This is a genomic window from Sphingobium sp. DN12, from assembly GCF_051058005.1.
In the GTDB taxonomy this organism is placed as follows: domain Bacteria; phylum Pseudomonadota; class Alphaproteobacteria; order Sphingomonadales; family Sphingomonadaceae; genus Sphingobium; species Sphingobium yanoikuyae.
The window spans coordinates 332,527-357,724 of sequence record NZ_CP173717.1 but is presented as its reverse complement, the minus strand read 5'-3'; the positions used below and the strand labels follow the sequence as shown (position 1 = coordinate 357,724).

Sequence of the window (25,198 nt, the reverse complement as noted above, 5' to 3'; positions counted from 1 at the left end):
GTCAGCGGCGCGATACGCGCGGTACGAAGATGATCGGGTCGATATCCAGCACCGGCTTTGCCGGCGCCGGCGCAGCGACCTTGGCTATGGAATCCGCCGCCGCCATCTGCTCGATCGTCAGCGAGGGATGCAGCCGATCCCTGGTCACCGTCACCAGCCCACCCAGGCTGGTCATGCCGAACAGCTTCTGAGCAAAGGCATAGGGCAGGCGGATGCAGCCATGGCTGGCCGGATAGCCCGGATTATGCCCGGCATGCAGCGCGATGCCATCCCAGGTCAGCCGCTGCATGAAGGGCATGGGCGCATTGCTGTAGAGATTGGACCGGTGCCACTGGTTCTTCTGCAGAATCGGATAGTCGCCGGTCGGCGTGCTATGCCCGGCCATGCCGGTCGACACGCTCGCCATGCCGACCAGCCGGTCGCCGCTATAGACATGGGCCATCTGTCGATCGATGCTGATGACCAGATGGATCGGCCCGTCGAGCGGCCCCTCCTCCAGCCAGCGATAGCCACCCGGCGCCAGTACGCCGGCCTTGGCAGCCGGCCGCGCGCGCTTGACCGGCGCAGCCGCCTGCACCGGCAGCGACAGCGCGCCGACAAGCAGGAACAGGCTGGAAAGACCGGAACGGGCGAAGGACATGAATCCCTTCTTAAGCATGCGCCCCACCCGCGCCAGCCCTCAAATCATCCCCATCCCGCCCCGCGACGGGACAGCATCGTCAGATCAGCAGCAGTTGCGCCACCGGCGAAAAACTGCGCCGGTGCAACGGGGTCGGCCCATGCTCACGCAGCGCCGCCATATGCTTGGCACTGCCATAGCCCTTGTTGCTCTCCCACCCATAATGCGGATGCTCGGCGGCGGCCGCGATCATGATCCGGTCGCGCTCTTCCTTGGCCAGGATCGATGCGGCAGCGATCGACAGGCATTTGGCGTCGCCCTCCACCACCGCGGTCGAGGGCCAGCGCCAGTTGGGACAACGATTGCCATCGACCAGTATATGGGCGCAATCCTGCCCCAGCGCCTCCACCGCGCGGGTCATGGCCAGCATCGTCGCCCATAATATGTTGAGTTCGTCGACCTCGGCTACGCTCGCGACGCCAAGGCCCCAGCACAGCGCGCGGGCCTTGATCTCCCCCTCCAGCGCGGCCCGCTTTTTGGCGGTCAGCTTCTTGGAATCATTGAGGCCCTCGGGGCAATCCTCCTGTCGCAGGATCACGGCCGCCGCGACCACCGGCCCCGCCAGCGGCCCGCGCCCGGCCTCATCCACCCCGGCGACCAGGCCGGGATGATGGATCAGTTCATACGCGAAATCAGGCATAGGCGTGAAAGCCGAAGGGATTGCCCATCGGGCCATGACCCGCGCCCAGCCCCGGCGCCAGCGCCAGCGCCTCGCGCACATATTTGCGGCCACGCTCGACCGCCTCGATCAGGTCCAGCCCCTGCCCCAGGCCAGTCGCGATCGCGCTCGCCAGGGTGCAGCCGGTGCCATGGCTGTGTCGCGTGTCGATCCGCGCATTGCTCCACGCCTTGCGCACGCCCTGAGGCCCGATCAGCCGGTCGGTCAGCATCGGCCCCTCGCCATGGCCGCCCTTGGCCAGCACATGGGTGGCAAAACGGATCGCGATTTCCTCGCCGCCCAGCGCCGCCAGTTCCGGGATATTGGGCGTCACCAGCGTGGCGATGGCCATCAACTGCTCGAACGCCGCGATCGTCGCATCGTCGGCCAGCAGCGACCCGCTGGTCGCGACCATCACCGGATCGAAGACGATCGGCACATTTTCCAGCAATGCCAGCCGCTCTGCGACGGCCGCAGCCGTCTGCGCCGAACCGATCATGCCGATCTTGACCGCGTCGACGCCGATGTCGCTGATCACGCTGTCCATCTGCGCCAGCACCATCTCGGTCGGCACCGGATGGACGCCCTGCACGCCCAGCGTGTTCTGCGCGGTGATCGCGGTGATCGCGGTCATGGCATGGCCGCCCAGCATCGTCACGGTCTTGATGTCCGCCTGGATACCGGCGCCGCCGCCGCTGTCCGACCCGGCAATGATGAGAATGCGGGGTACGCTCATCCCTTGAACTTGCGCTCCGTGGAGGCGGGGTTGTTCGCCAGCGCCTTCCCCATCCGGGTCGGCCGGTCCATCAGTTCCCCGCCGCAATTGGGGCAGCGATCGTCCAGCGCCTCGGCACAGGGCGCGCACCAGGTGCATTCGAACGAACAGATGAACGCGCCGGGTTCATCGGCCGGCAGGTCGGTGCCGCAACGTTCGCAATCGGGTCGCATTTCAAGCATCACGCCGCCGCCTTCTCGACCGCGGCGCAGATGCGCTCGACCACATCCTTGACCTGATCCTCGCGGTCGCCTTCCGCCATGACGCGGATCACCGGTTCGGTGCCGGACGGGCGGATGACCAGCCGGCCCGATCCGTTCAGTTCCGCCTCTGCCTGGGCGATCACGCGCTGCACCGTCTCATCCTCCAGCGGCTTGCCGCCGGCGAAGCGGACATTCTTGAGCAATTGGGGCACCGGATCGAACTGGTGCAGCGTCTCGCTCGCGGGCTTGCCCGACCGGACCAGCGCAGCCAGAACCTGCAGTGCCGCCACCGTGCCGTCGCCAGTGGTCGCATAGTCGGACAGGATCATATGACCGGACTGTTCGCCGCCGACATTGAAGCCGCCTTCGCGCATCCGCTCCAGCACATAGCGGTCGCCGACCTTGGTGCGTTCCAGGCCGATGCCCTGCCCGGTCAGGAAGCGCTCTAGGCCCAGGTTCGACATGATCGTCGCCACCAGCCCGCCGCCGCGCAGCGTGCCCGCGCGCGCAAAATTGGATGCGATCAGCGCCATGATCTGGTCGCCGTCGACGATCTGCCCCTTTTCATCGACCACGATCAGCCGGTCGGCGTCGCCGTCCAGCGCGATGCCGATGTCCGCGCCGGAGGAGACGACGGTTTCCTGACACAGCAAGGGCGAGGTCGACCCGCAGCCGTCATTGATATTGGTGCCGTTGGGCGTGACGCCGACCGCGACCACTTCCGCGCCCAGTTCCCAGAAGGCCGACGGCGCAACCTGATAGGCGGCGCCATTGGCGCAATCGACCACGATCTTGAGACCGTCGAGCCGCAGGTCGGCGGGGAAGCTGGACTTGACCGCATGGATATAGCGGCCACGCGCGTCCTCGACCCGGCGGGCGCGGCCGATATCCTTGGACGCGGCCAGCGGCACATCCTGATTGAGCAGCGCCTCGATCTTCAGCTCATCCTCGTCCGACAGCTTGTAGCCATCCGGGCCGAACAGCTTGATGCCATTGTCATAATAGGGATTGTGGCTGGCCGAGATCATGACGCCCAGGTCGGCGCGCATCGAATGGGCCAGCATGGCGACGGCCGGCGTCGGAATCGGGCCGAACTGGACCACGTCCATGCCGACCGCGGTGAAGCCCGCGACCAGCGCATTTTCGACCATATAGCCCGACAGGCGGGTATCCTTGCCGATCACCACCCGGTGGCGATGGCTGCCGCGCTGGAAATGGGTGCCCGCGGCCATGCCGACCTTCATCGCCAGTTGCGGCGTCATCGGCCACTGGTTGGTGCGACCACGAATACCGTCAGTGCCGAAATATTGTCTGCTCATGCGATCCTGCCCCAAGGCGGCTATGGGTAAAACTCACCTCCCCCATAGCAATCTTTGATCGACTTTCCACCGCTGTCCCGGCATCGCCGGCGCATGGAAAATTTCAATGCCGCCGTCGACGCGCTGTCCAGCGCGGTCTTCTTCAAGGTTCCCCTGTTCGGCGCGCAGATCGAGCTGATCGTGCTCTATCTGGCGCTCCCCATGCTGTTCTTCACCATCTGGCTGGGTTTCCCCAATGTCACCCAGGTCGGCCGGGCGATCCGCATCCTGCGCAGCCAGCCGCATGAGGGCGAGGCGAAGGGCGATGTCAGCCAGTGGGGCGCGCTCTCCACCGCCCTGTCCGGCACCATTGGCCTGGGCAATATCGCCGGGGTCGCGGTGGCGCTGACCATGGGCGGGCCGGGCGCGATCCTGTGGATGTTCATCATCGGCTGGTTCGCGATGACGGTGAAGATGGCGGAGGTCACGCTGGGCCTCAAATATCGCGTCTTCGACGAACGCGGCCATGTCCATGGCGGGCCGATGTATGTGCTCAAAGCCGTCGGCGCAGCGCGCGGCTGGCCGAAGATCGGCCTGGTGCTGGGCGGCGCCTATGCCTTCTTCGCCCTGTTCGGCGCGATCCCGATGGTGCAGGTCAACCAGAGCTTTGCCCAAGTGAAGGTCGTCACCGGCATGACCAATGGCTGGGCCTATGGCGTGTTCATCGCGGCGGCCGTCGCGCTGGTGACGATGGGCGGCGCGGCCTGGCTGGGCGAGGTGTCGAAGCGCCTGACCCCGCTCAAGGTCACCGTCTATCTGGGCGGCGTCGCGGCGATCCTGATCCTGCATGCCGACGCCATTCCCGGCGCGCTGGCGCTGATCTGGCACGGCGCCTTTTCCAGCGATGCGGCCACCGGCGGGGCGATCGGCGCCTTTGTCGCGGGCATGCGCCGCGCGGTCTTCGCCAGCGAGGCGGGCGTCGGGTCCGCCGTGATGGCGCACAGCCTGGCGCGCGCCCGCCATCCGGTGTCCGAAGGCCTTGTCGCGCTGCTGGAGCCGCTGCTCGGCACGATGATCGTCTGCGCGCTGGGCGGGCTGGCGCTCGTCGTCGCCGGCACCTGGAATAACGGGCTGGAGGGCATCGCCATCACGTCGGCCGCCTTTGCCAAGGTGTCGCCCTGGTTCCCCTGGCTGCTCGCCGTCGTCGTCTTCCTCTTCGCCTATTCGACACTGGTCGCCTGGGGCTTCTATGGTCTTCAGGCCTGGGGCTATCTGTTCGGCAACGGGCCGCGCGCCCAGTGGGTCTACAAGATCCTCTATGTCGTCGCCCTGCCCCCGGCCGCCGCGATCGACCTCGGCCGAGTGGTCGGCATCGTCGACAGCAGCTTCTTCCTGATGGCGATCCCCAATGTCATCGCCCTCTATCTGTGCGCCGGCGAACTGCGCCGCGACGTGAAGGCCTATCTGGCGGAACAGGCTTAACTTCGCACATTTCCCGCACATTCTGACATAATCTTGCGGGGCCGCGATCCTATCGGAAAGCGGCCCCGTTCTTATAGCATGGCCTTAACCAGATAGGACAGAAACGAAAAAGGCCCCGCCTGTCGGCGGAGCCTCTTCATTCGTGCAGACGGTGGGGCGTCAGATCTTGTCGCCGAGCGCACCCTTCACCGATCCGGCCACATCCTGGGCCGTACCCTTAGCCTTCTGCAGCTTGCCTTCGGCTTCCAGGCGTTCATTATCCGTGGCCTTGCCGATCGCTTCCTTCGTGGCACCGGCGGCCTTGTTGCCCGCAGCCTTCACCTTGTCGGTCAGTTCACCCATATGGTTTCTCCTTGGAAGTGGCATTCCCCCTGTCAACCATCGGACAGGGGGAAAGGTTTCCATCGAAACGCGGGCGTCACGACAAAATCAGGGCTTGATCCCGTAGCGCGCATAGACGGCGTCGATGCGCGGATCGATGCGGCGGGCGACCGCGATTTCCGCGTCACCCTCGCTCGCCCGGCCCAGCCGGTGCAGCACGATGCCGCGCATGTAGCGGCTCGGCTCCTTGCCCGGCTCCTGCGCGACGACCACGTCCAGGTCGCGCAGCGCATCGTCGAACCGGCCCATGCGGAACCACAGCATCGCCCGGCTGTCGAGCGCGGCCATGCTGCCCGAACTCAGCTCCACCGCCTTGGTGCAATCCTGCATCGCACTCTCCAGCTCGACATTGCGCGATCCCTTGACCCAGCAACGCTCGTTGAACAGCCCGGTCATGCCCGGCTTTTCCGCCAGTTGCGCATCGATGATCTCGATCGCCTTGGCCGGATCGCCATAGGTGCCGAGCAGCGTCGCCTTGAAGCTGCGATAGCCGTCGCGCGCCTCGCCACCGATCGCGATCTTTGCGTCGACCATGCCGATCGCATCGTCCAGCTTGCCGCTTTCCGCCAGATAGGTCGCGACCGTGCCGACCGCCGCGCCCGACGCCGGATCAAGCTGGCGCGCCATCCGGCCATCGGCCAGCGCGCCGGTCACGTCGCCGGTCTGGAACCGGCGATAGGCGCGCTGCAGATAGAGGTCGACATCGGGCTTGATCCCGATGGCCTTGTCCAGGTCGACCAGCGCATTCTTGTAGTCGCCGATGCCCCAGCGGAAATTGCTGCGGCTGGAATAGCCGGTCGCGTCCTCCGCATCGGCGGCGATCGCCTTGGCAAAGGTCGCCTCGACCGCCTTGGACTGCGGCCAGGCGGCGATGGTCGCCGGGCTGTAATCCCACAAATAGGTCGGCTTGGCCGGGCCGATCACATGCGGCGACATCGCCTGCACCGTGGCCAGCGCGTCGCGCTCGTCAGGCAGGCGATCGGCCGCGATCTCGACGCCGGTGGCGTCGGTCCGCTCCTCGACATCCAGCACGCCGTCCTTCAGCTGCACGGTCCGGCGCAGGTCATAGCCGGCCACCGTCTTGCTGAGCCCCTGCTCGCCCTCGATCGCATAGCCCTTGCCGCCCTGGGGCAGGCGCAGGCGCAGATGATAGCGGATGCCGATCGGCGCGCTCGTCGCCACCGGAATCGCCAGCCAGGCGGGGCGTGCCCGGTCCGGCGCGAAGCTGATCTCGTCGATCAGCTTGCTGGCGTCGCGGCGATAGCGCCGGTCGCTCAGCTTCCAGGGCGAGCTGGTGACGCCATGGGCGGTGAAGGTGACGGTGGCCGACGCCGCATCGGTGGTGACGCCGACCTGGCTATATTGGGCGGTGCCGACCTGCTCGCTGAAAAAGCCCTGCACCATCTCGTCGCGCCGCTTGGCATCCATCTGGCCAAGGCCCGTGCTGATCATCGTCGCGATCTGCCCGCGCAGCACCGCCTTGGCATCGAACACGGTCGGCAGCTTCTCATGCCCACTCTCGTCCGCCTCGACACTGACGTCGATCGTCGGCCGGGCATTGGCATGGGTCTGGATCGGTATCAGTTCCGCGCCGGCGGTCCGCACCGGCAGCACCGATCCGAAGCGCGGCGTATCACCGATATCCTCCAGCCGCGATCCCAGGCCGGTGCCGTCGAGCCAGTAGGACTGGCCATCGATCACCGCACGCACCAGCACATGGTCGAAGGCTGCGGCCGTGGGCAGCCGTTCCGGCACGGAATCGCCCAGGGTCGAACTAGCCAGCACCGGCTCCGCCTCGATCCCCAGCCCGCGCAGCAGCGACAGCAGCAGCAGCGTCTTCGCCTTGCAGTCGCCATAGCGCAGCGTCCAGGTCTCGGCCGGCTTCTGCGGGACATAATTGCCGCCATTCATGCCGACCATCAGATAGCGGACATGGTCCTGCACCAGTTGCAGCGCCGCCGCCGCCTTTTCCTTGGGCGATCCCGGCAGCGCCTTGAGCTTGGCCAGTTCGCCCGCCAGCGGCGATCCATCGGCGATCAACCCGTCGGTCGCATAGAGCGGCGCCATCGTCTTCGACACATCGGCCCAACTAGCGAAAGTCGACAGTTCGAACAGCGGCGGATGGGTGAAGCGGGTCGGCGCGTCGGCCGGCATTTCCGGCTGCTTGGCCAGCGGCACGGCAAAGCTCAGCTCGGTAAGGCCGCCCTTCTTGACCGGCTTGGCATCGACGCCGCTCGCCAGCAGCTTCCAGCGCGGCGCGTCCGCATCATCCCAGAGCAGGCGGACCCGGCCATAGCCCAGCCGCAGCGGCGCGGCCGGCAGGGCCGAGACATTCTGGACATGGCCGCCCAGCGCATCATCCTTGCTGGTGGTCGAATAGCGCAGCCGCACCACATCGCCCACCTGCACCCCCTCGACCGCCATGGTCGCGGTCAGGATGCCGCTGATCTGCAGCGCTTCCAGCCCCTGCTCACGGCGCAGCACGGTGAATTTCTTGCCGCTGGCCAGCGCATCGATCACCTGATCGCCGCGCAGGATCGACAGTTCATGGATGATGAGGTCGCCCTTGTCCGGCGCCCAGGGCAGCGTCAGCGAAGAGAGCTGGGTCAGCGCCTCGGCCGAACCGGCGCGGGTGGCGATGTCGGCATAATTCCACAACTGACCCTTCTCGACCCGCTGCTGGCTGTCGAGGATCATCATCGAGGGCGGATCGCCATCGGCCGCGAGCTTGGGCATCGCCGCCTTGTCGATCCAGCCGGGGGCCGGCTGATACAGCGGCACCTCTCCGGCAAAGGCAGGCGCCACAACCGTCATGGCCGCCGAAGCCGCCAACCACCCAAAATGTCTCATTTCCCCCCGAACTTCCTTTTGCACTAAGCCCCGTTTGACCGAAGGCTATGGCATCGCGACGAAGCGCTCAAGGGGAAGCATCACGCGCAAAGAAAAAGGGGCCGGAAAACCGGCCCCTTCTCGAAATTCGCGGCAGTCGCGAAGCGGATTAGCGCTTCGAGAACTGGAAGCTGCGGCGGGCCTTGGCCTTGCCGTACTTCTTACGCTCGACGACGCGGCTGTCGCGGGTCAGGAAGCCTTCGGCCTTGACCGCGCTGCGCAGCGCCGGCTCATACTTCGACAGAGCCTGGGCGATGCCGTGCTTGACCGCACCGGCCTGGCCCGACAGACCGCCGCCCTTGACGGTGGCGATCACGTCATACTGACCTTCACGGTCGGTGACGCCGAAGGGCTGGTTGATGACCAGACGCAGGGTCGGGCGAGCGAAATAGACTTCCTGATCGCGACCGTTGACCGTGATCTTGCCGGTGCCGGGCTTCACCCACACGCGGGCCACGGCGTCCTTGCGGCGGCCGGTGGCATAGGCGCGGCCGAGGCCGTCGATTTCCTGGGCACGCAGCGGAGCCGAAGGCTGGACCGGCGCGGCAGCGACGGGCGCTTCGCCTTCGACGGCAGCCGGGGCAGCGGCAGGAGCGGCAGTGGCCAGCGACGCGAGGTCGGACAGGGACTGACGGTTATCGGACATTATGCACCCACCTTGTTCTTGCGGTTGCGCGACGCGAAGTCGAGCACTTCGGGGTTCTGGGCTTCATGCGGATGCTCGGTGCCGGCGAAGATGCGCAGGTTGCGCATCTGCTGGCGGCCCAGCGGACCACGGGGGATCATACGCTCGACGGCCTTTTCCAGGACGCGCTCGGGGAAACGACCTTCCAGGATCTTCTGGGGGGTGGTTTCCTTGATGCCGCCGGCATAACCGGTGTGCTTGTAGTAAACCTTGTCGGTCAGCTTGCGGCCGGTGAACTTGACCTTGCCCGCGTTGATGATGATGACATTGTCACCGCAATCGACATGGGGGGTGAAGCTCGGCTTGTGCTTGCCGCGCAGGATATTCGCCACAGTCGAAGCGAGACGACCCACGACCAGCCCTTCGGCGTCGATCAGGATCCACTTCTTTTCGACCGTTGCCGGGGTTGCCGGCTTGGTGGTCTTCATCAGCGCCTTCATGGTGCCAATTCTCCAAGAATGAACAGTGAACCAGCTACCCAGGGGTCGCCGGAAGATGGGCGCTAATGACGTTTGGGGGCCGACAAGTCAAGAGATTCGGCGGCTTTCACGACGGGTAAAATAATACCACTCACTTGCCGGCAGCAGTCAGGCTCCGCTTTTCGGTCAGCGTCTGGACACCCAGAGTCAGCCTGCGCTCCTGCGCATCGACCAGTCCCGTCTGCGCCGACACGATATAGCGCATCGCGACATGGGCGCCCTCCCCCTGCAGATCCTCCTGCAAGGTCAGGCGGTTGCCGTCATGGGCGGCAACGGTGGACTCGCCCTCCACCGCGACGGCGCGGCCCAGCGGCGGGCCAGCCATGGTGCGCACGCCACGCGGCCTGGCATCGTCAACTTCGCTGTCAACGAACAGCAGCAACGGCTGCACCTCGCCCGACAGCAGCGCCAGCCGTCCCTCGGGCGTGAGACCATCCAGCAGGGTCAGGACATTCTTCGCCGTGCGCTGCCCCGCACTGCCCTCTGGCGCCCTGGCGATCATGGCATTGAGCGCCTTTTCCATCATCGCCCGAACATCATCGACATTGTCGAGGCCGACAATCTTGCCATGGCTATCGAGGCGGAAGCGATGCTCCACCCCCATCAGCGGCGACAGGGCGGCGCGATAGGCGTCGGCACCCGCACCGGGCGCATCGCTGTCCAGGCTGCGCAGCGTGACATGCAGGATATAGCCATCCCCTGCCTTTTCGAAGCGTAGGATCCGATCGGCCCGGAACAGGCTGTCGCGCCCGTCGACCGGGCGATGCTGTTCGATGCGATAGAGCAGATCCTGCCCGGTCGGCGGCGCGAAGCCGATCGCGACCGGGGCGGCCAGTGCCGGCGACGCGAGCGCCAGCGACAGGAAGGCGATCACCCGCTTCATGCCAGTTGCTCCGCGACCCAGGTGGCGAAGGGCGGATGGGCGGCATCGACCGGCAGCGCCAGGATCGCCGGCACATCATAATCGTGCAGCTGCGCGATCCGCGCCATCAGCGCGTCGCGCCGGTCGGCGCGGGTCTTGAACAGGACCGGGACTTCGGCGCCTTCTTCCACCTTGCCCTGCCATTCATAGATGGAGGTGCAGGGACCAAGGATATTGGCGCAGGCGACCAGCCTCTCCTCGACCAGCGCGCGGGCGACGGCACGCGCCTGCTCGGCCGATCCGAACAGGCTGTAGACCAGCACTAGCTCGTTCCGCTCAGGGCTCATGCCCGGCGCGATCCCACCGCATGGGCGCCCCAGGCGGCAGAAGCCACCACCAGCGCGCCGACTGCCTGGTGCAGCACGGCCAGCGGCAGGGCGATGCCGCTGATGACGGTGGCGATGCCCAGCAGCACCTGCGTGCCGACCGCCGCATTGATCGCGATCGACGCGCCGCGATGACCCGCCGCCTTGGCCTTGCGCGCCAGGATGATCAGCATCGCCGCCGCAACCCAGGCCCACCAGCGGTGGATGAAATGGACCAGATAGGGATCGCTGGAGACGGTCGCCCAGAACGAGCCGAGCCATTGGATGCCTTCGGGCACCAGATGGTCGTTCATCAGCGGCCAGGTGCTGGAGACATAGCCGGCGTCGAGGCCGGCGGTGAAGGCGCCGAACATCAGCTGGACCAGCAGCACCAGCAGGGTCGCCAGTGCAAAGGGCTGTAATGCGGCGGGCCGGGCATAGGGATTGCGCGCCAGCGCCAGCAGGTCGAGCGCAGTCCAGATCAGCCCGCCAATGATGAAGAGCGCGGTCAGCAGATGCACCGCCAGCCGATAATGGCTGACATCGGTGCGCACCGACAGGCCCGACTTCACCATCCACCAGCCGATCGCCCCCTGCAACCCGCCCAGCGCCAGCAGCGCGACCAGCCGCCAGCCATAGCCGGCCGGGATCGCCCGCCGCGCCGCGAACCAGATCAAAGGCAGGGCAAAGGCGACGCCGATCAGGCGGCCGAGCAGCCGGTGCAGCCATTCCCAGAAGAAGATGAACTGGAAGGCGGCCAGGCTCATGCCCTTGTTGATCTCCTTATATTCGGGGATCTGCTGATAGTCGCGAAACGCCTCCATCCACTGGTCGTGGGTCAAGGGCGGGATCGCGCCGGTGATCGGCTTCCACTGGGTGATCGACAGGCCGGATTCGGTGAGGCGCGTGATGCCGCCCACCACCACCATGCAGAAGACCAGCGCCGCCACGATGAGCAGCCAGCGGGCAATGGCAACGGGACGCGGAGCCGCGCTGAACGCGGTCGGGGAAGAACGTGTCATGCCCGGTCCATGCGCCCATGCCGCCCCCTATTCAAGAGGCACGGACTGGGACAAAAGGTCATGGGGCTGCCATTGCGCGGGGATACAAATCGGCGCACGGGCGTCTCCCACCAACGCATTGCAACGACAGGGTTATGATGAGCCAGCAGAGGGACATTGCCGACATGATCGCCGAACAGGGGCCGATGGGCGCCCTGACCGCGACGATCGACGCGTCCTCGCCTCTGGGGGCCGCCTCGGACTGGTCGCCATCGCTCGTCTCGACGGTGCGGCTGATGTTGTCGTCGCGCGCGGAAATCGTGCTGTTCTGGGGGCCGGATTATTGCGCCCTCTATAATGAAGCCTATGCCCCCACGATCGGCGACAAGCATCCGCGCGTGCTTGGCCGCCCGGCCCGCGAAGGCTGGGCCGAGCTGTGGGATGATCTTGGCCCGCTGTTGCAATCGGTGCGGGACACGGGCGAAACCTTCCATGCCAAGGACCGTCCTTTCTATATCGAGCGCGATGGCGGCCGGGGCGAGGAGGTCTTCTTCGACATTTCCTATTCGCCGGTGTTCGAACTGGATGGGTCGATCGGCGGCGTGCTGTGCATCGTCAGCGAAACCACCGTCCGCGTGCTGGCCGAGCGCGAGGCGCGGGCCGACCGCAACCGCCTCTGGGCGCTGGCGCGCGACCCCTTCCTGATCGCCGACAGCAATGGCATCTGGCTGTCCGCCAGCCCCGCATGGACCGACATATTGGGCTGGTCGCAGGAGGAACTGATCGGCCGCACATCGGAATGGATGGAGCATCCCGACGATGTGAAGCGGACGCGCGGCGAGGTGCAGGATCTGGCCGATGGTCATCCGACCATGCGGTTCGAAAACCGGTTCCGCACCAAGCGGGGCGACTATCGCATCTTCAGCTGGACGGCCGTGCCCGAGGGCGACCTCATCTATTGCGTCGCCCGCGACGTGACCCGGCATCGCGCCGACGCCCAGACCCTGGCTGAAACCGAAGCCGCGCTGCGCCAGGCGCAGAAGATGGAGACGCTGGGCCAGCTCACCGGCGGCGTCGCGCATGACTTCAACAATCTGCTGCAGATCGTCACCGGCAATCTGGACCTGCTGCAACGCGCCCTGCCCGACGACCAGCCGCGCCTGCGCCGCGCCGCCGACAATGCCATGGCCGGGGCCGAACGGGCGGCGATACTGACCCAGCGGCTGCTCGCTTTCTCCCGTCGCCAGCCCCTGGCCCCCGACCGGGTCGATCCCAACCGGCTGATCGCGGGCATGTCGGACCTGCTGCACCGGACGCTGGGCGAGATGATCGAGGTGGAAACGGTGCAGAGCCCGCGGGTCTGGCCGGTCGAGATCGACGTCAACCAGATGGAAAATGCGTTGCTCAACCTCGCGGTCAATGCGCGCGACGCGATGCCGCAGGGCGGCAAGCTGACGATCGAGGTCGCCAACACCCATCTCGACAGCCATTATGCCGCGACCGAGCAGGAAATCACGCCCGGCCAATATGTGCTGATCTGCGTGTCGGACACCGGCATGGGCATGGATGCCGACACGCTGTCCCACGCGATCGAACCCTTCTTCACCACCAAGGATGTCGGACGCGGCACCGGCCTTGGCCTGTCGATGGTCTATGGCTTCGTCAAACAGTCGGGCGGCCATGTCCGGGTCTATTCGGAGGCAGGCCATGGCACGACGGTGAAAATCTATTTGCCGCGCTATCATGGCCTGCTGCCGGTGGCGACCGAAGAGACGGTGCAGGCCCCGCCCCCACCCTGTCCGCAGGCCGGGCAGGAGGTGATCCTGGTGTGCGAGGATGACGAGAATGTCCGCGCCTATTCGGTCGAGGTGCTGCGCGACCTAGGCTATCGCGTGATCGAGGCGGGCGATGGCCCGACCGCCCTCGCGGCGCTGGACGCGGCAGCCGAGCCGATCGACCTGCTGTTCACCGACGTGGTGCTGCCCGGTGGCATGACCGGGGCGGACATTGCCCGCGCCGCCAAGGCGAAGCAGCCGGGGCTACGCGTGCTGTTCACCACCGGCTATGCCCGCAACGCGATCATCCATCATGGCCGGCTCGATCCGGGGGTCGAGCTGCTGACCAAGCCCTTCACCTACAGGGCGCTAGGCGAGAAGATCCGCGATATGCTGGACCGGGTGGAAAGCCCGGTCCAGTAGAAGGTCAGCCCTTGGCGCGCTGCCAGGCGGCGACCAGATCGACCGCGCGTTCGCGCACGGTCAGCGCATCGTCGCCCGGACGATAGAGCGCGCCACCCACGCCGATCCCTTCGCAGCCACCGGCGAGCCAGTCGCCGATCGTGTCCGCGCCGGTGCCGCCCACGGCCCACACGCCGACATGCTTGGGCAGCACGTCCTTGACCGCCTTCACATAGGCCGGGCCGAGCTGGGCCGCGGGGAACAGCTTCACCCGGCGCGCGCCGGCCTCGACCGCGCGGAACGCCTCGCTCGGCGTCATGAAGCCGGGCAGCAGTTCAAGGCCGAGTTCGGCGCCGCGCGCGATCACTTCGGGAACGGTATTGGGCGTCACCATGATGCGGCCGCCCGCGCCCGCCAGCGCCTCGACCGCCTCGACCGTCAGCACCGTGCCGCCGCCGATCAGCGCGCGATCGCCAAAGGCCTGCTGCATCGCCGCGATGCTGACCAGCGGATCGGGCGAATTGAACGGCACCTCGATCACGCGGATGCCGGCTTCCACCAGGGCGGTGGCGATATCGAGCGCCTCTTCGGGCTTCACGCCGCGCAGAATGGCGGCGATCGGCGGCGCGCCGTCGGCCAGCAGGTCGTCGAGGATCATCGGTCAGTTCTCCAGAAAGCCAAGGCCAGCCCGCGCACAGGCGTCGCCGTCCAGCGATTGCGAAGCGATGCCCTGCGCATCGAGGGCACGGGCATAGCGATCCGAAAGCCGCGCGTCACCAATCAAGACGACGCCGGTGTCGCCGGCCAAAGCGGCGCGCGCCTCGGCAATCTCGCAGCCGATGACAAGGCCCGACAGATAGCCCAGCGCCCAGTCGGCCGAACGCCCGGCGCGCAGCCGCATCGCCCGCGCCGCAAACAGGGAGGCAAGCAGCCGCCCCGCGCCGGCCCGCTCCAGCCCCTCGGCAAATCCGGCCGCCTCCTCTGCCGGATCGGCATCGGCGGCGGCGATATTGGGGCTCAGCGTCGAACGATCCCGCAGCAGCGCGAACAGTTCGCCGGTCGGCACGGTGCGGAAGCGGATCACCCGGCCATCCTCCACCAGCGTCCATTTGCTGTGGGTGCCGGGCAGCACGATCAGGTGACGGCCAGTGGCGAGCCGCGGATCGAGCGCCATCGCGCCGAAAATCTGCGCCTCCTCGCCGCGCATAACATCGGCAATGCCATCGGCGCCGGTGCAGGCGAGGCCCGCCATGATCGCCAGCGGCGCGCCGCGCCAGTCGAAGCGCACGGCAACCTCTGCCCAGCTATCGGCGTCGGCCGGGCAATCGGCATAGGGCGCCTCGACCCAGCCGTCGCGCGCGCCCACCATGCCGCACAGGCGGATCGATGTCGGCATGCCGTCCTCCAGCCAGGGGGCGATCGCCTCGGCAAAGGCGGCTTCCGCCTCGCGGCCGACCACGCCGATGCCCGGCCCGTCGCGGCGCGCCACGATCCGCCCCGCTTCCACCCGGAACAGCCGCAGATTGCTGGTCCCCCAGTCGCCGATCACTGCATAGTCGCTCATCGATGACCCGTCCGATTTTTCGCGTTCAACCGCACTTTCCCTCTCTTTGTATCCTTGAAAAGTTATTTGTCTGAGTATATCGGAGAGGCAAGCGCGTCAACGTGCCAAGCCTTTTCAAAGTGTCAGGATGCCCACATGAGCGATTCGTCCAAGCCTACTCCCAAGCTGCGTAGCCGCGCCTGGTTCGACAACCCAGACAATATCGACATGACCTCGCTCTATCTGGAGCGCTACCTGAACTTCGGCCTCAGCCTTGAGGAACTGCGCAGCGGCAAGCCGATCATCGGCATCGCCCAGACCGGCAGCGACCTGTCGCCCTGCAACCGCCATCACCTCGTGCTGGCCGAGCGCATGCGCGAAGGCATTCGCGAAATGGGCGGCATCGCACTCGAATTCCCGGTCCACCCGATCCAGGAAACCGGCAAGCGCCCGACCGCCGGCCTTGACCGCAACCTCGCCTATCTGGGCCTGGTCGAAGCCATGTATGGCTATCCGCTCGACGGCGTGATCCTGACCAGCGGCTGCGACAAGACCACCCCGGCGCTGCTGATGGCCGCCGCCACCGTCAACATTCCGGCGATCGCCCTGTCGGTCGGCCCGATGCTCAATGGCTGGCACAAGGGCGAGCGCACCGGTTCGGGCACGATCGTGTGGCATGGCCGCCAACTGCTGGCCGCCGGCAAGATCGACGATGAAGGCTTCATCAAGCTGGTCGCATCGTCGGCGCCGTCGACCGGCTTCTGCAACACCATGGGCACCGCCAGCACCATGAACGCGCTCGCCGAAGCGCTGGGCATGATGCTGCCGGGCAGCGCGGCGATCCCCGCCCCCTATCGCGACCGTCAGGAAGCCGCCTATCGCACCGGCAAGCGCATCGTCGAAATGGTGCATGAGGACCTGAAGCCCTCCGACATCATGACGCTCGACGCCTTCCACAACGCCATCGTCGCCAACTCGGCGATCGGCGGTTCGACCAACGCGCCGATCCACCTGGCCGCCATCGCCCGCCACATGGGCGTCGACCTGCCGCTCAAGGATTGGGAAACCGTCGGTCACAAGGTGCCGCTGCTGGTCAACATGCAGCCGGCCGGCGAATATCTGGGCGAGGATTATTACCGCGCCGGCGGCCTGCCCGCCGTCATCAGCCAGCTGATCGACCAGGGCCTGATCAAGGAAGGCGCGATGACCGTCAATGGCAAGACCATGGGCGAAAATTGCAAGGGCGTGGAGATCGAGGATGAAAAGGTCATCCGTCCCTTCGGCCAGCCGCTCAAGCAGGAAGCCGGCTTCCTGGTGCTGACCGGCAACCTGTTCGACGAAGCGGTCATGAAGACCAGCGTCATCAGCGAAGAATTTCGCATGCGTTACCTGTCGAACCCTGATGATCCGGAAGCCTTCGAAGGCCCGGCGGTCGTGTTCGACGGTCCGGAAGATTATCACCACCGCATCGACGATCCGTCGGTCGGCATCACCGCCGACACGCTGCTGTTCATGCGTGGCGCCGGCCCGATCGGCTATCCGGGCGCGGCCGAGGTCGTGAACATGCGTCCGCCCGCCTATCTCATCACCGAAGGCGTGTCGGCCCTGCCCTGCATCGGCGATGGCCGTCAGTCGGGCACCTCGGGCAGCCCGTCGATCCTCAACGCCTCGCCCGAAGCGGCGGCGATGGGTGGCCTTGCCCTGCTGGAAACCGGCGACCGCGTCCGCATGGACCTGAAAAAAGGTGTCGTGAACGTGCTGATTTCCGACGAGGAACTGGAAGCCCGCCGCGCCAAGCTGATCGCCGAAGGCGGTTACAAATATCCCGCCTCGCAGACCCCCTGGCAGGAAATCCAGCGCTCGGTCGTCGGTCAAATGAACACTGGCGCGATCCTGGAAGGTGCAGAGAAATATCAGCGCATCGCCCAGACCATGGGCCTGCCGCGCGACAACCACTGATTTGGCATTGATCCGGTAAACGGCGCGTCATTCAAAGGAGGCAACAGGACGTAATTTCCGTGCAGCGATGCTCGAAATTGCGTCCCCTCGTCCCCATCTGATGGGCGCGCCGTTCCGGCAAATATTACCCCCTTTCCACGACATTTCGGGAGATATCCATGTTCAACGGAGCCATTCTGGTCGGTGCTGCCGAGCGCACCGGTGGTGAGCCCTTCTTCGCGGTCGATCCGTCGACCGGCGCCAAGGGCGACGTCGCCTTCCACAACGCCTCGACCGCCGATGTCGCCGACGCCTGCGCGCTGGCCGACAGCGCGTTCGAGGGCTTCTCGACCCTGTCTCCCGAAACCCGCGCGGCCTTCCTGGAAGCCGTGGCCGACCAGATCATGGAAATCGGCGACCTGCTGATCACCACCGCCATGAGCGAAACCGGCCTGCCGCGTGGCCGCCTGGAAGGCGAGCGTGGCCGCACCGTCGGCCAGCTGCGCCTGTTCGCTTCCTATGTCCGCCAGGGCGACTGGCTCGACGTCACCATCGACAAGGCGCTGCCGGAACGCACCCCGCTGCCCCGCAGCGACCTGCGCCGCGTCAACCATGCCGTCGGCCCGGTCGCCGTGTTCGGCGCGTCCAACTTCCCGCTCGCCTTCTCGGTCGCGGGCGGTGACACCGCATCGGCCTTCGCCGCCGGCTGCCCGGTCGTCGTGAAGGGCCACCCGGCCCACCCCGGCACCGGCGAACTGGTCGCCCGCGCCATCGCCGCCGCGGTCAAGGCCAGCGGCCTGCATGAAGGCGTCTTCTCCTACCTGCCCGGCACCACCAATGATCTGGGCGGCGCGCTGGTCGCCGATCCCCGCATCAAGGCGGTCGGCTTCACCGGTTCGCGCGGCGGCGGCATTGCGCTGATGAAGATCGCCGCCAACCGCGAAGAGCCGATCCCGGTCTATTCGGAAATGTCGTCGATCAACCCGGTCGTGCTGCTGCCGGGCGCGCTCGCGGCCCGCGCCGAAGCGCTGGGCACCGCCTTCGTCGGTTCGCTGAGCCTGTTCGCTGGCCAGTTCTGCACCAACCCCGGCATGGTGATCGCGCTCGACAGCCCCGATCTCGACCGTTTCGTCGCCTCGGCGGCAACGGCCCTGTCGGCCAACCAGCCCCATGTCATGCTGACGCCGGGCATCCACGCCGCCTATGAAAAGGGCGTCGAGGCGCTGGCCGGCGCGGAAGGCGTCACCACAGTCGCGCGCGGTGCCGAAGCCGAAGGCGTGAACCTGGCCCAGTCGGCCCTGTTCGCCACCAGCGGCGAACAGTTCCGCACCAACCCGGCGCTGTCGCATGAAGTGTTCGGTTCCTCGTCGATCCTGGTGAAGTGCGCCACGATCGAGGAAGTGATCGCCACCATCGCCCAGATGGAAGGTCAGCTGACCGCCACGCTGCAGATGGACGAAAGCGACAATGACAATGCCGCCAAGCTGCTGCCGACGCTGTCGCGCAAGGTTGGCCGTGTGCTCGCCAATGGCTGGCCGACCGGCGTCGAAGTGACCCATGCCATGGTCCATGGCGGTCCATTCCCGTCGACCTCGGACGGCCGCACCACCTCGGTCGGCACGCTGGCGATGATGCGCTTCCTGCGTCCGGTCTGCTATCAGGACGTCGTCGACGCCGTGCTGCCGCCGGCGCTGCAGGCGGCCAACCCCTGGAAGCTCAACCGCCGCATGGAAGGCAAGCTGGAGCTGGCGCAGTGACCGTCATTTCGCTGGTTCAGTTCAACGAGGGTGGCACGCGCGGCGTCGCCGCCCTCGACCAGACCGGCGCGGCGAAGCGGGTGATGGGCGCAAGCTCCACCCGCCAGCTGGCGCTGGACGCGATCGCGGCGGGCCAGAGCCTGGCCGCCTTTGCGGAAGGCAAGCTGGGCGATGCGGTGGACCTGACCGCCGTCACCCTGCTCTCGCCGATCGACCATGAGGATGCCGCGCATCTGCTGGTCGCCGGCACCGGGCTGACCCATCTCGGCTCGGCCGAAGGGCGCGACAAGATGCACAAGGCCGCCACCTCGGGCGACCTCACCGACTCCATGCGCATGTTCCTGATGGGCGTCGAGGGCGGCAAGCCGGCCGATGACGGCATCGGCGCGCAGCCCGAATGGTTCTACAAGGGCGACGGCCAGATCCTGGTCGATCCGGGCCAGGACTTCACCATGCCGGCCTTTGCCGAGGATGGTGGCGAGGAACCCGAAGTCGCCGGCATCTACCTGATCGACGCCGACGGCACGCCGGTGCGTCTGGGCTTTGCGATCGGCAATGAATTTTCCGATCACATCACCGAACGCGGCAATTATCTGTGGCTCGCCCACTCCAAGCTGCGCCAGGCCTCACTCGGCCCGGAACTGCTGCTGGGCGACCTGCCGCAGGATCTGCGCGGCACCAGCCGCATCGTCCGCAATGGCGAGACGGTGTGGGAAAAGCCGTTCCTGTCGGGTGAGACCAACATGTCGCACACGATCGCGAACCTGGAACATCATCATTTCAAATATGGTCTGTTCCGTCGTCCCGGCGACATTCATGTCCATTTCTTCGGCACCGCCACCCTCTCCTTCTCCGATGGCTTCGCCACCCAGGAAGGCGATGTGTTCGAGGTCGAGGCCAGGCCCTTCACCCTGCCGGTCCGCAATGGCCTCACGCGCGCAGCGGACGAGGGCAAGACCAAGGTAAAGGCGCTATGAGCATCAAGGCCGGCCTCGTAGGCCTGGGCAAGATCGCCCGCGACCAGCATCTGCCCGCGATCGCCAAGATCGACGGCATCGATCTGGTCGCCGTCGCCAGCCGCAACGCGCAGGGCGAAGGGGTGAATAATTATCCCGATCTCGGCGCGATGCTGGCGGGCGAGCCCGACATGGACGCCGTCATCCTGTGCCAGCCGCCGCAGGTCCGCTATCAGGCGGCCCGTCAGGCGATCCTGGCTGGCAAGCATGTCTTCCTGGAAAAGCCGCCGGGTGCGACCGTGTCGGAAGTGGATGCGCTGATCGCGCTGGCCAAGGCCAATGGCGTCACCCTCTATGCCAGCTGGCACAGCCGCTATGCCGCCGCCGTCGCCCAGGCCAAGGACTGGATGGCGTCGCGCACGATCGAGCGCATCTCGATCCAGTGGCGTGAGGATGTCCGTCACTGGCATCCGGGCCAGCCCTGGATCTGGGAAGCGGGCGGTTTCGGCGTGTTCGATCCGGGCATCAACGCCCTGTCGATCCTGACCGAAATCGTTGCCGAGCCGATCACCCTGCTGTCGGCCGAACTGGAAGTGCCGTCCAACAAGCAGGCGCCGATCGGCGCGACGCTGGCGATGGCAACCGCTTCGGGTGCGCCGATCGACACCGTGTTCGACTGGCGCCAGACCGGTCCCCAGACCTGGGACATCGCGGTCGAAACCAGCAATGGCAAGCTGCTCCTGTCCGAAGGCGGCAATACGCTGACCCTGGACGGCGAAGTCCAGTTGAAGGCGCCGGACGAGGAATATCCGACCATGTATCGGCGCTTCGTCGGGCTGGTGGCGGACAAGGCGATCGACGCCGACACCGCGCCGCTGCGCCTGGTGGCCGATGCCTTCCTTTGTGGCCGGCATTGCCCTACGGCTGATTTTGAGGACTAAATTCAACGGAGGTAGAATGGGGAGCGAGCGCAAGGACGGACCGGAACGCAAGTTCGCGTCGGACGAAGGCTCGCTCCGCATTCATCAGGCGATCGCCCGCGACATGGGCACCGCCATCCTGACCGGCAGGCACAAGCCCGGCGACCTGTTCGAGGGCGAGATCGAGGCATCGGAACGGCTTGGCGTATCGCGCACCGCCTATCGCGAGGCGATCCGCATCCTGATTGCCAAGGGCATGCTGGAAAGCCGCCCGAAGGCCGGCACCCGTGTCCTGCCGCGCGCGCGCTGGAACGTGCTCGATCCCGAAATGCTCGCCTGGATGTTCGCCGGCGAACCCGACCGCGCCTTCATCCGCGACCTGTTCGAGCTGCGCGGCGTGATCGAGCCGGCGGCGGCCGAATTTGCCGCGCGCCGCCGCACCGACGATCAACTGGCGATCATGGACGCGGCGCTCGCCGAGATGGAACGCTATGGCCTGTCCACGCCGGAGGGACGCGCCGCCGACCAGCGTTTCCACAATGCCATCCTGGCCGCGACCCATAATGACGCGCTGGAGGCGTTGGCCAGTTCGGTCGGCGCGGCGGTCAGCTGGACTACCACCTTCAAGCATCGCAAGAAGCTGTTGCCGCGCGATCCCCTGCCCGATCACCAGGCGGTGCATCGCGCCATCGCCGCACGCGACACGGCGGCCGCGCGCAACGCCATGGCCGAACTGCTGCGCCTGGCCTTTGCCGACATGGATATTGCGCTCAGCGAACCGGGCGCCTGATCAACCGACCTCTGCGCGGGCGCCGGCCGGCATCCACCGGACCAGCCCCGCCCGCCCCTGCCGCGCGATCAGGCCCGTCATGTTGGCGACAGCGAAACTGACACCATGAAGGTTGCGAGGCTGAGGCACGCCGGGGATCGGCCGGGGATGCCCCGACGCGAAGGCCAGCCCCGCCCGCAACCGAAAATCGTCGCGCGGACAATCCCAGTCGAGGCCGACACCCAAGACCATATCCAGACTGCCGGGATAGCAGGGCGTGCCGTCATTATCGCGTGCCGCCACGATCAGGATGCCGGCTGCCAGCGCCCGTTCCGCCACCGCTGCAAACGCCTCGCCATGGGCCGGATTGACGGTGCCGAGGCTGAGGTTGATGAGGTCCACCTGCGCCGCCACCGCCCGGTCGATCGCCGCGACCAGCGCCCGCGCCGTGGTGCTGAGCGCGTCATGAAACACCCGGATCGGCAGGCAGAGCGCATCGGGCGCCTGATCCTGGATCGCGGCTGTCACGGCGGTGCCATGGCCAAGCCGGTCGCCTGTGTCAGCTTCGCTGTCACCCCCATCCTTGGCGATCGCATAACCGGGCAGCAGCCGGGCGGCATCGATATGGGGATGATCGGGATGGACGCCGCTATCGATCACGGCGATGCGCAGCGGATCAGGCGGCAGATCAGGCATGGGCCGGCTCAGGCTGTTGCGCCACCTGCGCCTGCCCGTCGGTGATCGTCACGATCCGGTCGGCGATCCGCGCCAGCGCCGGCTTGTGGGTGATGAGGATGATGGTCGCATCGGGCAGCGCGCCGCGCAGCCGCTGCGCCACCAGCGCCTCGGTCTCGCCATCCAGCGCCGACGTCGGCTCGTCGAGGATCAGCACCGATGGCCGGCGCAGCAGCGCGCGGGCGATGACGATACGCTGCCGCTCGCCCGCCGACAGCGCCAGCCCCCGCTCACCCGTGCGGGTGTCCAGCCCCTCGGGCAGGCGCGCCAGGAACGCATCCAGCCCGGCGGCATGGGCGGCGGCCTCGATATCCGCGGTCCGCACATCCGGCAGGGCAAAGCCGATATTGGCGGCGATACTGTCGTTGAACAGCCAGGGCGACTGGTCAACCAGCATCACCTCGCGCCGCAGATCGTCGAGCCGCAGGTCGCGCAGATCATGGCCGTCGAGCAGGATGCGTCCCCCGGTGGGATCGGCATGGCGCACCATCAGGTCGGCCATGGTCGACTTGCCGACGCCGCTCGGCCCGAGGATGGCGCAGATACTGCCGGCGGGGATGGACAGGTCCATGTCGCGCAGCACCGGATCGCGATCATAGCGCATCGCCACCTGTTCGAAGCGGATGTCGCCGCGCACCCGGCCGATCGGCGCGGCATCGGCCCGCTCCTCGACATCGGGCCGGGTGTCGAAAAGCTCGAAGATCCGCCCCAGCGACACCCGCGCTGAAGCAAGGCCCGACGTCAGACCCATCAGTGTCTGGATCGGCGACAGCAGCCGCATATGATAGGTCATGAAGGCGACCAGCGTACCGATGCTCATGTCGCCCTCGATGATCCGCCAGCCGCCATAGAGGATCACGGCAGAGGTCGCCCCGGTCATCAGCGTGCCGGGCAGCGCCCCGGTCATGTAGGAGGCGACCTGCATCCGCAGCATCGCGCCGACAAAGGCGTCATTCTTCGCCTTGAAGCGCCCGACCTCATGCTCGCCGGCGCGCAATGCGGTGACGACGCGCATGCCCATCACCGTATCGACCAGCAGGCTGCCGAGATCCGCGCCCCGCTCGCGCATGTCGCGGGTCAGCGCGGTCAGCCGCCGCTGATAATAAGTGAAGGCCACCAGACTGGCCGGCACCAGCAGCACCCCGACCAGGAACAGCCGCCAGTCGAGCCAGAGCATCATCGCGACGCAGCCGATGAAGAAGAGCAGGTTGCTGACCACGGAGAGCAGAGTGTCGGACGCGATCCGCTGCACGTCGCTCACATCGCTGTTCATGCGCGAGACGAGATCGCCCAGCCGGAAACTGGCATAGAAGCGCGGCGAGAGCGTCTGGAGATGGCGCAGCAGCGCAGCGCGCATGTCATAGAGCATCGCCGCCGACAGCCGGACATAGCGATAGCTCGCAAGGATGTTGACGCCGAAACCCAGTATCGTGACCGTAATCATGATGCCGGCAATCCGCCACAGCGCCCCCATGTCCCGCCGCAGCAGCGCCTGATCGATCATCAGCTTGGACAGATAGGGCTGCGCCAGTCCCAGCGCGGTCGACAGGATGCTGATCGCCAGCACCAGCAACAGCCCGCGCCGATAGGGCCGGATATAGGGCAGCAGCCGGCGATAGCTGCGCCATTCGGCAACAGGCGCGCTCATGCCGCCGCCCGCCGTGGCACCAGCCGCAGGCCATGCAGCGCATATTGCGGCTCGGGCAGCTTCGCCAGCAGCCCGGTACACCAGCGATGCCCCTGCATCAGTGCGTCATGCTGCGCCCGCCACCACTCGCCCCGCCCGCCATCGGCATAAAATTGGGCGCAGAGCAGCAGATGCCGGCGCATCGCCGCGATCAGCATCGCCCGATAATGGCCGAGCAAAGCGGCCCGGTCGCCGCCTTGCGCGATGCCCGTCAGCACCGCGCTGGCCAATATCGCCTCGCGCACCGACTGGGCCGTCCCATCGCCACAGATCGGATCGAAGCCGATCGCCGCCGTGCCGCAGGCCAGCCAGTCATCGCCGACCAGCGGCAAATGCAGGCGCGGCGCGGCCAGAAAGGGGCGCGACGATCCGCCGATCGGATCGACCACCGGCGCGATCAGCCGGCTCTGCGCCAACAGCGCGTCGATTTCGCCACCAACGCCCAGCAGCCAGCCCTCTTCCCCGTCCGCCGGCACCAGGAATAGCCAGCCGCTCTCGACCGCCTCGACCCGCCCTTCTTCGCGGCAGGCCGGATCGCGCAGCCGCACACGGGCGGCGACGGCATGGCGCTCGCCAAAGACATGCAGCTCGCCCATCGGCAGCGGCGGCGCGGCATGGATGGTGAAATCGGGCGCGGCCATCGGCGCTTCGTCGGGCACGGCGAGCGCCGCCTGCACCATTGTTTCCGACGCCAGCACAGCCTCATGCGGCACCATCACCGGCGCTCTGCCCCAGGCGACCAGCCGGCGACGCACGCGCGGCGCGTCGGCGAACAGGTCCGGTCGCGCAAACAGGTCGCGGATCAAGGCCAGCGCCGCCTCGCTCAACAACAGGCTGGGCACCGGCGGGCGATAGGTGGCTTCGATCGCAACCCGAAGCCCCGCCCCTTTCAGCAGATGCGCGCAGGCATTGGCGGCCATCCCGCTGCCCCGGATGGCCACAGACCTCATGCCTCCAGC

General features: G+C 66.8%; 24 protein-coding genes. 7 read left to right on the top strand and 17 right to left on the bottom strand.

Translation table 11 applies throughout. The features are described from left to right. Window position 1 precedes the first annotated feature (1 nt). From ACI6S0_RS01725 to glmM, 5 genes are all read right to left on the bottom strand, one after another. Complete coding sequence (locus tag ACI6S0_RS01725) at window positions 2-640, bottom strand: L,D-transpeptidase family protein (RefSeq protein WP_434404723.1); 639 nt, start codon at window positions 638-640, stop codon at window positions 2-4. A 79-nt stretch (window positions 641-719) separates the two neighbouring features. Beyond that, window positions 720-1,319: a ribonuclease HII gene (locus ACI6S0_RS01720; protein ID WP_434404722.1), complete on the bottom strand. Its 600-nt coding sequence runs from the start codon at window positions 1,317-1,319 to the stop codon at window positions 720-722. After that, complete coding sequence (gene thiD / locus ACI6S0_RS01715; protein ID WP_434404721.1) at window positions 1,312-2,073, bottom strand: bifunctional hydroxymethylpyrimidine kinase/phosphomethylpyrimidine kinase; 762 nt, start codon at window positions 2,071-2,073, stop codon at window positions 1,312-1,314. The genes ACI6S0_RS01720 and thiD overlap by 8 nt, the downstream gene beginning before the upstream one ends. After that, a complete protein-coding gene (locus ACI6S0_RS01710) occupies window positions 2,070-2,294 on the bottom strand; it encodes a DUF1272 domain-containing protein (RefSeq protein WP_004210980.1) in 225 nt (74 codons plus the stop codon). Before ACI6S0_RS01710 ends, thiD begins: the two co-directional genes overlap by 4 nt. Further along, a complete protein-coding gene (gene glmM, locus ACI6S0_RS01705; RefSeq protein ID WP_004210979.1) occupies window positions 2,294-3,634 on the bottom strand; it encodes a phosphoglucosamine mutase in 1,341 nt (446 codons plus the stop codon). The genes ACI6S0_RS01710 and glmM overlap by 1 nt, the downstream gene beginning before the upstream one ends. A gap of 93 nt (window positions 3,635-3,727) precedes the next feature. On the opposite strand from glmM, the gene ACI6S0_RS01700 reads away from it, so the two are divergent. Then, the gene (locus ACI6S0_RS01700) at window positions 3,728-5,095 is read left to right on the top strand and encodes an alanine/glycine:cation symporter family protein (protein ID WP_037509730.1); all 1,368 of its coding nucleotides are present in this window, start codon (window positions 3,728-3,730) and stop codon (window positions 5,093-5,095) included. Window positions 5,096-5,254: 159 nt separating this feature from the next. On the opposite strand, the gene ACI6S0_RS01695 is transcribed toward ACI6S0_RS01700, so the two are convergent. The 7 genes from ACI6S0_RS01695 to ACI6S0_RS01665 all read right to left on the bottom strand — a co-directional run bounded on the left by ACI6S0_RS01695 (window position 5,255) and on the right by ACI6S0_RS01665 (window position 11,778). Further along, window positions 5,255-5,437, bottom strand: a complete 183-nt coding sequence (locus tag ACI6S0_RS01695; RefSeq protein WP_004210977.1) for a CsbD family protein — start codon at window positions 5,435-5,437, stop codon at window positions 5,255-5,257. Window positions 5,438-5,524: 87 nt separating this feature from the next. Then, on the bottom strand, window positions 5,525-8,290 hold the full coding sequence (locus ACI6S0_RS01690; protein ID WP_434405891.1) for a DUF3857 domain-containing protein: 2,766 nt from the start codon (window positions 8,288-8,290) through the stop codon (window positions 5,525-5,527). A 184-nt stretch (window positions 8,291-8,474) separates the two neighbouring features. Then, a complete protein-coding gene (gene rpsI / locus ACI6S0_RS01685) occupies window positions 8,475-9,011 on the bottom strand; it encodes a 30S ribosomal protein S9 (RefSeq protein ID WP_004210975.1) in 537 nt (178 codons plus the stop codon). After that, window positions 9,011-9,490 (bottom strand): 50S ribosomal protein L13, encoded by a 480-nt coding sequence (rplM, locus tag ACI6S0_RS01680; RefSeq protein WP_004210974.1) that lies wholly within the window; start codon window positions 9,488-9,490, stop codon window positions 9,011-9,013. The genes rpsI and rplM overlap by 1 nt, the downstream gene beginning before the upstream one ends. 130 nt (window positions 9,491-9,620) lie before the next feature. After that, window positions 9,621-10,412, bottom strand: a complete 792-nt coding sequence (locus ACI6S0_RS01675; protein WP_434404720.1) for a hypothetical protein — start codon at window positions 10,410-10,412, stop codon at window positions 9,621-9,623. Further along, entirely contained in the window at window positions 10,409-10,738 is a 330-nt protein-coding gene (cutA, locus tag ACI6S0_RS01670; protein ID WP_434404719.1) for a divalent-cation tolerance protein CutA, read from the bottom strand. Before cutA ends, ACI6S0_RS01675 begins: the two co-directional genes overlap by 4 nt. Beyond that, entirely contained in the window at window positions 10,735-11,778 is a 1,044-nt protein-coding gene (locus tag ACI6S0_RS01665) for a COX15/CtaA family protein (RefSeq protein WP_434404718.1), read from the bottom strand. The genes cutA and ACI6S0_RS01665 overlap by 4 nt, the downstream gene beginning before the upstream one ends. 134 nt (window positions 11,779-11,912) lie before the next feature. Here ACI6S0_RS01665 and ACI6S0_RS01660 point away from each other — a divergent pair, with 134 nt between their 5' ends. After that, window positions 11,913-13,955 (top strand): ATP-binding protein, encoded by a 2,043-nt coding sequence (locus ACI6S0_RS01660; RefSeq protein ID WP_434404717.1) that lies wholly within the window; start codon window positions 11,913-11,915, stop codon window positions 13,953-13,955. 4 nt (window positions 13,956-13,959) lie between these two features. On the opposite strand, the gene ACI6S0_RS01655 is transcribed toward ACI6S0_RS01660, so the two are convergent. Both ACI6S0_RS01655 and ACI6S0_RS01650 read right to left on the bottom strand, forming a co-directional pair. Then, complete coding sequence (locus tag ACI6S0_RS01655) at window positions 13,960-14,592, bottom strand: 2-dehydro-3-deoxy-6-phosphogalactonate aldolase (RefSeq protein ID WP_434404716.1); 633 nt, start codon at window positions 14,590-14,592, stop codon at window positions 13,960-13,962. Window positions 14,593-14,595: 3 nt separating this feature from the next. Further along, window positions 14,596-15,498 (bottom strand): 2-dehydro-3-deoxygalactonokinase, encoded by a 903-nt coding sequence (locus tag ACI6S0_RS01650; protein ID WP_434404714.1) that lies wholly within the window; start codon window positions 15,496-15,498, stop codon window positions 14,596-14,598. A gap of 135 nt (window positions 15,499-15,633) precedes the next feature. Between ACI6S0_RS01650 and ACI6S0_RS01645 the strand changes: the two genes are divergently transcribed. The 5 genes from ACI6S0_RS01645 to ACI6S0_RS01625 all read left to right on the top strand — a co-directional run bounded on the left by ACI6S0_RS01645 (window position 15,634) and on the right by ACI6S0_RS01625 (window position 21,838). Further along, window positions 15,634-17,436, top strand: a complete 1,803-nt coding sequence (locus ACI6S0_RS01645; protein WP_434404712.1) for an IlvD/Edd family dehydratase — start codon at window positions 15,634-15,636, stop codon at window positions 17,434-17,436. A 158-nt stretch (window positions 17,437-17,594) separates the two neighbouring features. After that, complete coding sequence (locus ACI6S0_RS01640; protein ID WP_097382389.1) at window positions 17,595-19,172, top strand: aldehyde dehydrogenase (NADP(+)); 1,578 nt, start codon at window positions 17,595-17,597, stop codon at window positions 19,170-19,172. Next, on the top strand, window positions 19,169-20,149 hold the full coding sequence (gene araD1 / locus ACI6S0_RS01635) for an AraD1 family protein (protein ID WP_434404711.1): 981 nt from the start codon (window positions 19,169-19,171) through the stop codon (window positions 20,147-20,149). Before ACI6S0_RS01640 ends, araD1 begins: the two co-directional genes overlap by 4 nt. After that, complete coding sequence (locus ACI6S0_RS01630) at window positions 20,146-21,069, top strand: Gfo/Idh/MocA family protein (protein WP_169861671.1); 924 nt, start codon at window positions 20,146-20,148, stop codon at window positions 21,067-21,069. The genes araD1 and ACI6S0_RS01630 overlap by 4 nt, the downstream gene beginning before the upstream one ends. 16 nt (window positions 21,070-21,085) lie before the next feature. Then, complete coding sequence (locus tag ACI6S0_RS01625; protein ID WP_004210963.1) at window positions 21,086-21,838, top strand: FadR/GntR family transcriptional regulator; 753 nt, start codon at window positions 21,086-21,088, stop codon at window positions 21,836-21,838. Here the strand turns inward: ACI6S0_RS01625 and qhpE are convergent, their stop codons facing one another. Genes qhpE through ACI6S0_RS01610 form a run of 3 tightly spaced genes read right to left on the bottom strand, consistent with a single transcriptional unit; the run spans window position 21,839 to window position 25,189 of the window. Further along, window positions 21,839-22,513, bottom strand: a complete 675-nt coding sequence (gene qhpE, locus ACI6S0_RS01620; RefSeq protein WP_434404710.1) for a subtilisin-like serine protease QhpE — start codon at window positions 22,511-22,513, stop codon at window positions 21,839-21,841. Beyond that, window positions 22,506-24,200, bottom strand: coding sequence for an ABC transporter ATP-binding protein (locus tag ACI6S0_RS01615; protein ID WP_434404709.1), 1,695 nt, complete (start codon window positions 24,198-24,200; stop codon window positions 22,506-22,508). The genes qhpE and ACI6S0_RS01615 overlap by 8 nt, the downstream gene beginning before the upstream one ends. Further along, complete coding sequence (locus ACI6S0_RS01610; RefSeq protein WP_434404707.1) at window positions 24,197-25,189, bottom strand: hypothetical protein; 993 nt, start codon at window positions 25,187-25,189, stop codon at window positions 24,197-24,199. Before ACI6S0_RS01610 ends, ACI6S0_RS01615 begins: the two co-directional genes overlap by 4 nt. Window positions 25,190-25,198 lie beyond the last annotated feature (9 nt).

Coding starts and splice junctions, on each gene's coding strand:
- ACI6S0_RS01660 (WP_434404717.1), top strand. CDS start 11,913: ATGATGAGCCAGCAGAGGGACATTGCCGACATGATCGCCGAACAGGGG.
- rplM (WP_004210974.1), bottom strand. CDS start 9,490: ATGAAGGCGCTGATGAAGACCACCAAGCCGGCAACCCCGGCAACGGTC.
- ACI6S0_RS01720 (WP_434404722.1), bottom strand. CDS start 1,319: ATGCCTGATTTCGCGTATGAACTGATCCATCATCCCGGCCTGGTCGCC.
- ACI6S0_RS01650 (WP_434404714.1), bottom strand. CDS start 15,498: ATGAGCGACTATGCAGTGATCGGCGACTGGGGGACCAGCAATCTGCGG.
- ACI6S0_RS01710 (WP_004210980.1), bottom strand. CDS start 2,294: ATGCTTGAAATGCGACCCGATTGCGAACGTTGCGGCACCGACCTGCCG.
- ACI6S0_RS01655 (WP_434404716.1), bottom strand. CDS start 14,592: ATGATCCTCGACGACCTGCTGGCCGACGGCGCGCCGCCGATCGCCGCC.
- ACI6S0_RS01675 (WP_434404720.1), bottom strand. CDS start 10,412: ATGAAGCGGGTGATCGCCTTCCTGTCGCTGGCGCTCGCGTCGCCGGCA.
- ACI6S0_RS01665 (WP_434404718.1), bottom strand. CDS start 11,778: ATGACACGTTCTTCCCCGACCGCGTTCAGCGCGGCTCCGCGTCCCGTT.
- ACI6S0_RS01610 (WP_434404707.1), bottom strand. CDS start 25,189: ATGAGGTCTGTGGCCATCCGGGGCAGCGGGATGGCCGCCAATGCCTGC.
- cutA (WP_434404719.1), bottom strand. CDS start 10,738: ATGAGCCCTGAGCGGAACGAGCTAGTGCTGGTCTACAGCCTGTTCGGA.
- ACI6S0_RS01695 (WP_004210977.1), bottom strand. CDS start 5,437: ATGGGTGAACTGACCGACAAGGTGAAGGCTGCGGGCAACAAGGCCGCC.
- ACI6S0_RS01630 (WP_169861671.1), top strand. CDS start 20,146: ATGAGCATCAAGGCCGGCCTCGTAGGCCTGGGCAAGATCGCCCGCGAC.
- glmM (WP_004210979.1), bottom strand. CDS start 3,634: ATGAGCAGACAATATTTCGGCACTGACGGTATTCGTGGTCGCACCAAC.
- ACI6S0_RS01700 (WP_037509730.1), top strand. CDS start 3,728: ATGGAAAATTTCAATGCCGCCGTCGACGCGCTGTCCAGCGCGGTCTTC.
- ACI6S0_RS01645 (WP_434404712.1), top strand. CDS start 15,634: ATGAGCGATTCGTCCAAGCCTACTCCCAAGCTGCGTAGCCGCGCCTGG.
- thiD (WP_434404721.1), bottom strand. CDS start 2,073: ATGAGCGTACCCCGCATTCTCATCATTGCCGGGTCGGACAGCGGCGGC.
- ACI6S0_RS01625 (WP_004210963.1), top strand. CDS start 21,086: ATGGGGAGCGAGCGCAAGGACGGACCGGAACGCAAGTTCGCGTCGGAC.
- ACI6S0_RS01640 (WP_097382389.1), top strand. CDS start 17,595: ATGTTCAACGGAGCCATTCTGGTCGGTGCTGCCGAGCGCACCGGTGGT.
- qhpE (WP_434404710.1), bottom strand. CDS start 22,513: ATGCCTGATCTGCCGCCTGATCCGCTGCGCATCGCCGTGATCGATAGC.
- rpsI (WP_004210975.1), bottom strand. CDS start 9,011: ATGTCCGATAACCGTCAGTCCCTGTCCGACCTCGCGTCGCTGGCCACT.
- ACI6S0_RS01690 (WP_434405891.1), bottom strand. CDS start 8,290: ATGACGGTTGTGGCGCCTGCCTTTGCCGGAGAGGTGCCGCTGTATCAG.
- ACI6S0_RS01615 (WP_434404709.1), bottom strand. CDS start 24,200: ATGAGCGCGCCTGTTGCCGAATGGCGCAGCTATCGCCGGCTGCTGCCC.
- ACI6S0_RS01725 (WP_434404723.1), bottom strand. CDS start 640: ATGTCCTTCGCCCGTTCCGGTCTTTCCAGCCTGTTCCTGCTTGTCGGC.